We start from the raw sequence: 8970 nt of genomic DNA, 5'->3' as shown, positions 1-8970 counted from the left end.
TGTTGCCCGCGTCGCGCAGCTGGTGCACGACCTTGAGCAGCAGCGCGATGTCGGCGAAGTGCAGGCCGGTGGTCGGCTCGTCGAGGATGTACAGCGTCCGCCCGGTGTCGCGCTTGGAGAGCTCCAGCGCCAGCTTGACGCGCTGCGCCTCGCCGCCTGACAGCGTCGTCGCGCTCTGGCCGAGCTTCACGTAGCCCAGGCCCACGTCCATCAGCGTCTGCAGCTTGCGCGCCAGCGTCGGCACCGCGCTGAAGAAGGCGAGCGCGTCTTCCACCGTCAGCCCCAGCACCTCGGAGATGTTCTTGCCCTTGTAGAGCACCTCCAGCGTCTCGCGGTTGTAGCGCTTGCCGCCGCAGGTGTCGCAGGGGACGTAGACGTCGGGCAGGAAGTGCATCTCCACCTTCAGCACGCCGTCGCCCTGGCAGGACTCGCAGCGGCCGCCGGCCACGTTGAAGCTGAAGCGGCCCGCGCCGTAGCCGCGCTCGCGCGCGGTCGGCATCTCGGCGAAGAGCTCGCGGATCGGGGTGAACAGGCCGGTGTAGGTCGCCGGGTTCGAGCGCGGCGTGCGGCCGATCGGCGACTGGTCGACGTTGATCACCTTGTCGAAGGCGTCCATGCCCTCGATCTCGTCATGCTCGGCCGGTTCGGCATGGCTCTGGTAGAGCTTGCGCGAGACGGCGGCGTACAGCGTGTCGTTGACCAGCGTGCTCTTGCCGGAGCCGGACACGCCGGTCACGCAGGTCAGCAGGCCGACCGGGAATTCGGCGGTCACGCCCTTGAGGTTGTTGCCGCGCGCGTTGACGATCTTCAGCGTGCGCGGATCGGCGCTGTCGCTGAGCGCGTGACGCTGCTTGGGCACCTCGATGCGCTCGACACCGCTCAGATAGCGGCCGGTCGAGGAATTCAGGTTGGCCGCCACTTCCTCCGGCGTGCCCTGCGCCATGATCCGGCCGCCATGCACGCCGGCGCCGGGGCCCAGGTCCAGCACATGGTCCGCGGCGCGGATCGCGTCCTCGTCATGCTCGACCACCAGCACCGAGTTGCCCAGGTCGCGCAAGCGCCGCAGCGTCGCGATCAGCCGGTCGTTGTCGCGCTGGTGCAGGCCGATGCTGGGCTCGTCCAGCACGTACATCACGCCGGTCAGCCCGGAGCCGATCTGCGACGCCAGCCGGATGCGCTGCGCCTCGCCGCCGGACAGCGTGTCGGCGCTGCGGTCCAGGCTCAGGTAGTTCAGCCCCACGTCGTTGAGGAAGTGCAGCCGCGAGGCGATCTCGCGGATCACCTTGTCGGCGATCTCCGCCTTCGCGCCCTTGAGCTTGAGCGATTCGAAATAGGCCAGCGCCTCGCGCAGCGTCGCGTGCTCGACCTCGTAGATCGGCTTGCCGCGTTCGCCCTCGGCGGCGTCGGCCGGCTGCAGCAGCACGTGGCGCGCCTCGCGTCTCAGGCGCGAGCCCTCGCAATGGGGGCAGGGCTTGGCGCTCTGGTAGCGCGCGAGTTCCTCGCGCACCGCGGCGGAATCGGTCTCGCGGAAGCGCCGCTGCAGGGTGGGGAGGATGCCCTCGAACGGGTGGGAGCGCCTGACGCTGCGCTTGCGGCCGTTGGCGCCTTCGGCCTGGTAGGTGAAGGTGATCTCGTCCTCGCCGGAGCCCTGCAGCAGGACCTGGCGCGCCAGCTCGGGCAGTTCCTCGAAGGGCTGTTCGATGTCGAAGCCGTAATGCTTCGCGACCGATTCCAGCATCGAGAAGGTGTAGGCGTTGCGCCGGTCCCAGCCCTTGACCGCGCCGCTGGCCAGGCTCAGCGTCGGGAAGGCGACGACGCGTTCCGGATCGAAGACGGTCACCAGGCCCAGGCCCTCGCAGGAGGGGCAGGCGCCCACCGGTGAATTGAACGAGAACAGCCGGGGCTCCAGTTCCGGCAGCGAATAGCTGCAGATCGGGCACGCGAACTTGCTGGAGTAGATCGACTCGGTGCCGCGGTCCATGTCGAGCACCAGCGCGCGGCCGTCGGCCAGGCGCAGCGCGGCCTCGAAGCTTTCCGCCAGACGCTGGCGCAGCTGGTCGGCGCTGTCGTGGCGCAGCTTGATGCGGTCGACGACGACATCGATGTCGTGCTTCTCCGCCTTCTTCAGCGCCGGCAGGTCCGGCACCTCGACGGTCTGGCCGTCGACGCGGAAGCGCACATACCCCTGCGCCTGCAGGTCCTGGAAGAGCTCGATGAACTCGCCCTTGCGGTCGCGCACGACCGGCGCCAGCACCATCAGGCGCGAGTCGTCCGGCATGGCCAGCACCGCGTCGACCATCTGGCCGACGCTCGAGGCCTCCAGCGGCAGGTGGTGGTCGGGGCAGAAGGGCGTGCCGGCGCGCGCGTAGAGCAGGCGCAGGTAGTCGTGGATCTCGGTGACCGTGCCCACCGTCGAGCGCGGGTTGTGGCTGGTGGCCTTCTGCTCGATCGAGATCGCCGGCGACAGGCCCTCGATCACGTCGACCTCGGGCTTGTCCATCAGCTGCAGGAACTGGCGCGCGTAGGCTGACAGGCTCTCGACGTAGCGGCGCTGGCCCTCGGCGTACAGCGTGTCGAAGGCGAGCGAGGACTTGCCCGAGCCCGACAGCCCGGTGATGACGACCAGCTGGTTGCGCGGCAGGTCGACGTCGATGTTCTTGAGGTTGTGGGTGCGGGCGCCGCGGACGCGGATCATCGGCGGCTCGTCCCCCATCCGCCCGAGCACCTGGCCCAGATACCGGCCGCCCGGGCCCGGCTGCGGCGCGGCCGTGGGCTCGGACGGGGCGGGGACGGCGGGCGGGACTTTCGTGGACATGGGGCCGGACACAGCTGGAGGCGAACTCGCCATGATAGGGCCAGCCCCGTTCCCGCGCCGATCCCTGCTGACACCGCGTGGCAGCGGGAGGAATGCCGAAATCCTTCCCCGCGACCCCGCCTTTGCGGGGGCCCTCCGGCCACATGGGGGTGCAGAATCGCCGCATCCCCTCCTGCCCCTTCCCCCCTCGATGAAGTTCAAAGCGCCGTCGCTGTCGCTGCGCAGTGTGATCCTGCTCGCGGTGGTGGTCGGGATCGCGGCGCCGGCCCTGGCGCTGCTCGCCTACAGCGATGCGTTCATCCGCCGCAGCCTCGAGCCGGTGCTGGAGGGCCAGCGCGCGGCCGTGCTGACGCTGGCCGCCAATGGCCTGGTCGAGCCGCTGTGGACGGTGGACAGCCCGGCGGTGCAGCGGGCGCTCGACCAGCTGCTGTCTGACGTCAACGTCTGCGCGGTGGAGCTCAACGAGGAGCGCGTCGACACCCGCGACATCGTGCGCGCCAAGTGCAGCCCCGGCTGGCCGACGGTCACGCTCGCCGCGACCATCCAGCGCGAGGGCCAGGTGCTGGGCAGCCTGCGGGTGCAGTTCGACGATGCCGCGCAGGAACGCATGCTCGAGGAGGGGCGCCGGCAGACGGCGCTGATCGTGGCCGCGCAGGTGGCGGTGGGCGTGGGCATCGTGCTGATGGTCTTCTATCTGCGGATGGTCCGCCCGATCGACCGGCTCAAGCGCCTGGCCAACGCGATCGCCGAGCGCCAGCCGGTGCCGCGGCTGCGCTGGAACCGCAAGGACGAGCTGGGCCAGCTGGGCGTGCACCTGGACCAGATGGGCCAGCAGATCGCCGGCCTGCTGGCGGACATGGAGAGCAAGAACGCGCAGCTGCATCAGCTCGCGATGTACGACCACCTCACCGGCCTGCCCAACCGGACGCTGTTCCGGGAAGTCTTCCTGCACGAGGCGGCGGTCGCTCGGCGCGAGCAGAGCCACCTGGCGCTGCTGTTCGTCGACCTGGACCGGTTCAAGGCGATCAACGATTCGCTCGGGCATGCCGCCGGCGACCGCATGCTGCTGCAGGCCAGCGAGCGGTTGCGCCAGGCGGTGCGGGAGTCCGACCTGGCCTGCCGGGTCAGCGGCGACGAGTTCCTGCTGCTGATGCGCGATTCCAGCGAGCACGTCGCCTCCGCGGCGCAGCGCCTGATCGAGGCGCTGAACGCGCCGCTGCAGCTCGAGGGCGGCGTGGCCAGCGTGTCGGCCAGCGTCGGCATCGCGCTGTTCCCGCGCGATGGCGACGACTTCGACACCCTGGTCCGCCATGCCGACCTGGCGATGTACCGCGCCAAGCAGCTGGGGCGCTCGCGCTACAGCTTCTTCCAGCAGGACATGGACGCGGCGGCGGTGCAGCGGATGGAGCTCGAGCGCGAACTGAAGCTGGCGCTGGAACGCGACGAACTGCTGCTCCATTACCAGGCCGTCGTGGATGCCCGCACCGGCGCCTGGTCGGGGCTGGAGGCGCTGATGCGCTGGCAGCATCCGCAGCGCGGGCTGGTGATGCCGGGCCAGTTCATCGAGCTGGCCGAGGAGACCGGGCAGATCCTGGACCTGGGCTGGAGCACCATCGAGCAGGCCTGCGCGCAGCTGGCGCGCTGGAAGGCCTCGGGGCGGCACCCGGGGCCGATCTCGATCAACCTGTCGGCCCTGCAGTTCCGCGAGCCCCGGCTGGCCGAGCGGATCGCCGAGGCGATGGGCCGCCATGCGGTCGCGCCCGGCGAACTGGCGATCGAGCTGACCGAAAGCTCGCTGCTGACCGACACCGACACGGTGCTCCAGACCCTGGCGCGCCTGTCCGAGCTGGGGCTGAGCCTGTCGGTGGACGACTTCGGGACCGGGTATTCCTCGCTCGCCTACCTGAAGCTGCTGCGCCCGGCCAGGCTGAAGATCGACCGGGCCTTCGTCCGGGACCTGCCCAGCAGCGCCGACGACCGGGCGCTGGTGCGCGCCATGATGGGCATGGCCGAGGCGCTGGGCATCGACGTGGTGGCGGAGGGCGTCGAGACCGAGGCGCAGCGCGACGCGCTGCTGGCGCTGGGCTGCTGGCAGCAGCAGGGCTATTTCTATTGCCGGCCGCAGCCGGCCGCCGCGCTGGCGGCGCGCCTGGCCGTCTGGCCGCCCCAGGCTGGGGCAGCGCGGGCCGCGCGCGGCTGAAGCCCCGCCAGGATCGCCCCCCAGGACCCATTCGCCCGGCCGACCGGCATTTCGGCGCGCGATAGCGGCAATTCGTCGCGTCGTCGTGGTCTTGCCGCCGGTGGCGGCGCACAGTGCATCCTCGTTGAAATGCCAGGACAGGGATCGCACCGCAGGGGGCCACCATGAACGACGCCGCCAAGACCTTCCTCACCGCCCTGGCCGCCGTGGCCAGCGCCGCCGTCATCGCCTTGTGGCTGGCGGACACGAACGAGGCCGCGCGTCCGTCCCATCCCCTGCCCCTGCACTGGGCCGAGCAGACCATGCCGGGACCTCAGGCCGACCAGGCCAGCAAGCCGCGCGGATGACCCCGCGGCCTGCGCTCCGATAGACGCCACGCTTCCCCCGGCATTTCGAAGCCCGCCTGACCAGCGGGCTTCTTTTTTTTTCGGCTCGATCGTCGGGAACATCGATGGAATGGGGCATCCCGGCGATCGACGGTCCGGGCTCATCCATTCGTCGCGGTTCCGCGCAGTTCACTCCGTCGCCGCGCGCATTCGTCGCTTGCGGCTCGCGGAACGGGGGCGCGATGACGACACTGACTTCACTGACACACGCAACCCCATCAAGGAGATCGACATGAGCACCCCCTCTTTCAAGACCGCCCGCACCAGCTTCAAGGCCTTTGCCTTCGGCATCGGCGCCACGCTGGCGATCGCCGTCAGCCTGCTGCACGTGCAGGACCAGCGCGAGCAACGCGCGGCCGTCATCACGCTGGATCCGGTGGTCATCACCGCCAAGCGCGAGCAACTGCCCACCGTCTACATCACCGGCCGCCGCGACACCGCGGCCGACGGCCAGCAGCTGGCTTCGGCCGCGCCGGCCGGCTGCACGACCCAGCTCTGCTGAGCTCCGGCGGTTGCGCTGTCAAGGCGGCGACCGCGACGGTCCAGCTGTAGCGATCGCCCACGAGAACGCCCGGCAGTTGCCGGGCGTTCTTCTTTTTGTCGGTGAGTTTTCCTGGTGACGATCGCGTGACGCGATCGATGGCTCAAGCGGCTCAGTCCTCGGCCAGGACCCGCAGCAGCGCCTCGCCATAGGCCTCGAGCTTCTTCGCGCCGATGCCGCTGATGCCGGACATCTCGTCGAGCGAGCGCGGCTGCGCCCGTGCCAGTTCGGCCAGGGTGACGTTCTGGAAGATCACGTAGGCCGGCAGGCCGTGCTCGCGCGCCACCTCGGCGCGCCAGGCCTTGAGCGCATCGAAGCGCGCCTGCGCCGCGGCGTCCAGGTCGGCCTCGGCCTCCGAGCGCCGGCTGGACGACGACCCGCCGCGGCTCGACTTGCTCTTGCGCGTCGGCACCGCGGGCTGGCGCAGCAGCATGCGCACCTCGCCGCGCAGCACGGCCTTGGCATCGCCGCCCAGCGACAGCGTGTTGTATTCGCCCTCGGTCACCGCATAGCCCAGCGCGATCAGCTGGCGGATCACCGCGCGCCACTGCTGCTCGCTGAGCGCGGCGCCGACGCCCCAGGTCGACAACTCGTGATGCCGGTACTGGGCGACCTTGTCGGTCTCCTTGCCGCGCAGCACGTCGATCAGGTGGCCGGAACCGAAGCTGAAGCCGGTGACCTGGTGAAAGCGGTAGATGCACGACAGCGCCATGCGCGCCGCCTCGGTCGCGTCCCAGGTCGCGGGCGGATTCAGGCAGTTGTCGCAGTTGCCGCAGGGCTGGCTGTCCTCGCCGAAGTAGGCCAGCAGCCGCACGCGGCGGCAGTCGATGGCCTCGGCCAGCGCGAGCAGCGCGTCGAGCTTGCCGCGCTGCACCTGCTTGAATTCGTCGGACGACGGGCTCTCGTCGATCATGCGGCGCTGCTGCACCACGTCCGCCAGGCCGTAGGCCATCCAGGCCTGGGCCGGTTCGCCGTCGCGGCCGGCGCGACCGGTCTCCTGGTAGTAGCCCTCGATGTTCTTGGGCAGGTCCAGGTGGGCGACGAAACGCACGTCGGGTTTGTCGATGCCCATGCCGAAGGCGATGGTGGCGACCATCACGATGCCGTCCTCGCGCAGGAAGCGGTCCTGGTGGCGCTTGCGCTGCTCCTGTTCCATGCCGGCGTGGTAAGGCAGCGCGTTGATGCCCTTGGCGCGCAGCCACTCCGCCGTCTCGTCGACCTTCTTGCGGCTCTGGCAATAAACGACGCCCGCCTCGTCCTCGTGCTCGTCCTGGATGAAGCGCAGCAGCTGCTCGCGCGGGCTGTCCTTCTCGACGATCAGGTAGCGGATGTTGGGCCGGTCGAACGAGGCGACGAAGATCCGCGCGCTGTCGAGCTGCAGCCGCTCGATGATGTCGGCGCGGGTGATGTCGTCGGCGGTCGCGGTCAGCGCGATGCGCGGGATGTCGGGGAAGCGCTCGTGCAGCAGGCTCAGCGACAGGTATTCGCTGCGGAAGTCGTGGCCCCACTGGCTCACGCAGTGCGCCTCGTCGATCGCGAACAGCGCGAGCAGGCCGCGCTCGTACAGCGACTGCATCTGCGCGATGAAGCGCGGCGTGTTGACCCGCTCCGGTGCCGCGTACAGCAGCGTCAGGCGCCCGGCGAGCATCTCGCGCTCGATGCGCTGGGTTTCCTCGAGGGTCTGCGTGGAGTTGAGGAAGGCGGCCTCGACGCCCGCTTCCTCGAGCGCGCCGACCTGGTCGTGCATCAGGGCGATCAGCGGACTGACGACCACGGTGACGCCATGGCCGGCGCGCTGCCGGGCGATCGCGGGGATCTGGTAACAGAGCGACTTGCCGCCGCCGGTGGGCATCAGCACCAGCGCGTCGCCGCCGGCGCTCACGTGGTCGACGATCGCCGCCTGCTGGCCGCGAAAGGCGCTGTAACCGAACACCTCTTGCAGGATGGCTAGCGGGACGGGATGATGCTTGGACGAACTCATGGAGCCCTCGATTGTCCTGCACATCGACGGGTCCGCCGTTCACCCGGTCCCGATCCGTCGTGGACGGCGCTTTCCGAGCGCCTTGCTCCTCCGCACCGAACAGACCTGCTCATGATCGCTGCGCCGTTGCCCGACGACGAGAATGCCCGGCTGGCCACGCTGCGCGTGCTGCAGGTGCTGGACACCGATCCCGAGGAACGCTTCGACCGCCTGACGCGCATGGCGCGGCGCCTGTTCGAGGTGCCGATCGCGCTGGTCAGCCTGGTCGACGCCGACCGGCAGTGGTTCAAGTCGGCGCAGGGCCTGGACGTGCCGGAGACCCCGCGCGACGTCAGCTTCTGCGGCCACGCCATCCTGTCGGACGACATCCTGCTGATCCCTGACACCCATGCCGATCCGCGCTTCGTCGACAACCCGCTGGTGACCGGGGCGCCGCACATCCGCTTCTACGCCGGCTGCCCGGTGCGGGCGCCCAGCGGTCACCGGCTCGGCACGCTGTGCCTGATCGACCGGGTGCCGCGCGGCTTCGACGCCGACGACCAGGCGACGCTGCGCGACCTGGCCTTCATGGTCGAGCAGCAGTTCGCGGCGATGTACATGGCGATGGTGGACGAGCTGACCGGGCTGGCGAACCGGCGCGGCTTCGAATCGCAGGCCGGACATGTGCTGGCGCTGTGCCGGCGCAAGCAGTGGCCGGCGACGATGCTGTACTTCGACCTCGACCACTTCAAGCATGTCAACGACCGCTATGGCCATGCGGAGGGCGACTGGGCGCTGAAGTCCTTTGCGGACATCCTGCGTTTCTGCCTGCGGGCCTCGGACGTGATCGCGCGCACCGGCGGCGACGAGTTCGTGGTGCTGCTCAGCGGCACGGCGACCGAGCAGATGTCGCCCGCGCTGGAGCGGGTGCGCACGCAGGTCGGGGCGCTCAACCTGAGGGCGCAGCGGGGTTACGCGCTGGATTTCAGCGTCGGCGACGCCGCGATGGCCGCCGACCGACCGCTGACGCTGGAGGAGCTGATGCAGCAGGCCGACGCGGCGATGTAC

At 70.0% G+C, this 8970-nt stretch carries 6 protein-coding genes; 4 read left to right on the top strand and 2 right to left on the bottom strand.

The window, feature by feature from the left end; genetic code table 11:
• Window positions 1–2713: excinuclease ABC subunit UvrA (gene uvrA / locus FUT87_RS17835; RefSeq protein ID WP_147241884.1), on the bottom strand; the 2713-nt coding region annotated here is incomplete at its 3' end.
• 292 nt (window positions 2714–3005) lie between these two features.
• Here uvrA and FUT87_RS17830 point away from each other — a divergent pair.
• The 3 genes from FUT87_RS17830 (at window position 3006) to FUT87_RS17820 (ending at window position 5903) form a co-directional block, all read left to right on the top strand.
• The gene (locus FUT87_RS17830; RefSeq protein WP_147241883.1) at window positions 3006–5015 is read left to right on the top strand and encodes a bifunctional diguanylate cyclase/phosphodiesterase; all 2010 of its coding nucleotides are present in this window, start codon (window positions 3006–3008) and stop codon (window positions 5013–5015) included.
• A 164-nt stretch (window positions 5016–5179) separates the two neighbouring features.
• Entirely contained in the window at window positions 5180–5362 is a 183-nt protein-coding gene (locus tag FUT87_RS17825; protein ID WP_091730383.1) for a hypothetical protein, read from the top strand.
• A 271-nt stretch (window positions 5363–5633) separates the two neighbouring features.
• Window positions 5634–5903 (top strand): hypothetical protein, encoded by a 270-nt coding sequence (locus FUT87_RS17820; protein ID WP_147241882.1) that lies wholly within the window; start codon window positions 5634–5636, stop codon window positions 5901–5903.
• Between the two features lie 151 nt (window positions 5904–6054).
• Here the strand turns inward: FUT87_RS17820 and recQ are convergent, their stop codons facing one another.
• Window positions 6055–7923, bottom strand: a complete 1869-nt coding sequence (recQ, locus tag FUT87_RS17815; protein WP_147241881.1) for a DNA helicase RecQ — start codon at window positions 7921–7923, stop codon at window positions 6055–6057.
• Window positions 7924–8034: 111 nt separating this feature from the next.
• Here recQ and FUT87_RS17810 point away from each other — a divergent pair.
• Window positions 8035–8970: diguanylate cyclase (locus tag FUT87_RS17810; RefSeq protein ID WP_147241880.1), on the top strand; the 936-nt coding region annotated here is incomplete at its 3' end.

The sequence above is a fragment of the Mitsuaria sp. TWR114 genome, assembly GCF_007997345.1.
Note: the sequence above shows the minus strand (reverse complement) of the source record. Positions and strands in the feature narration are given on the sequence as shown.

Coding starts and splice junctions, on each gene's coding strand:
- FUT87_RS17830 (WP_147241883.1), top strand. CDS start 3,006: ATGAAGTTCAAAGCGCCGTCGCTGTCGCTGCGCAGTGTGATCCTGCTC.
- FUT87_RS17825 (WP_091730383.1), top strand. CDS start 5,180: ATGAACGACGCCGCCAAGACCTTCCTCACCGCCCTGGCCGCCGTGGCC.
- FUT87_RS17820 (WP_147241882.1), top strand. CDS start 5,634: ATGAGCACCCCCTCTTTCAAGACCGCCCGCACCAGCTTCAAGGCCTTT.
- recQ (WP_147241881.1), bottom strand. CDS start 7,923: ATGAGTTCGTCCAAGCATCATCCCGTCCCGCTAGCCATCCTGCAAGAG.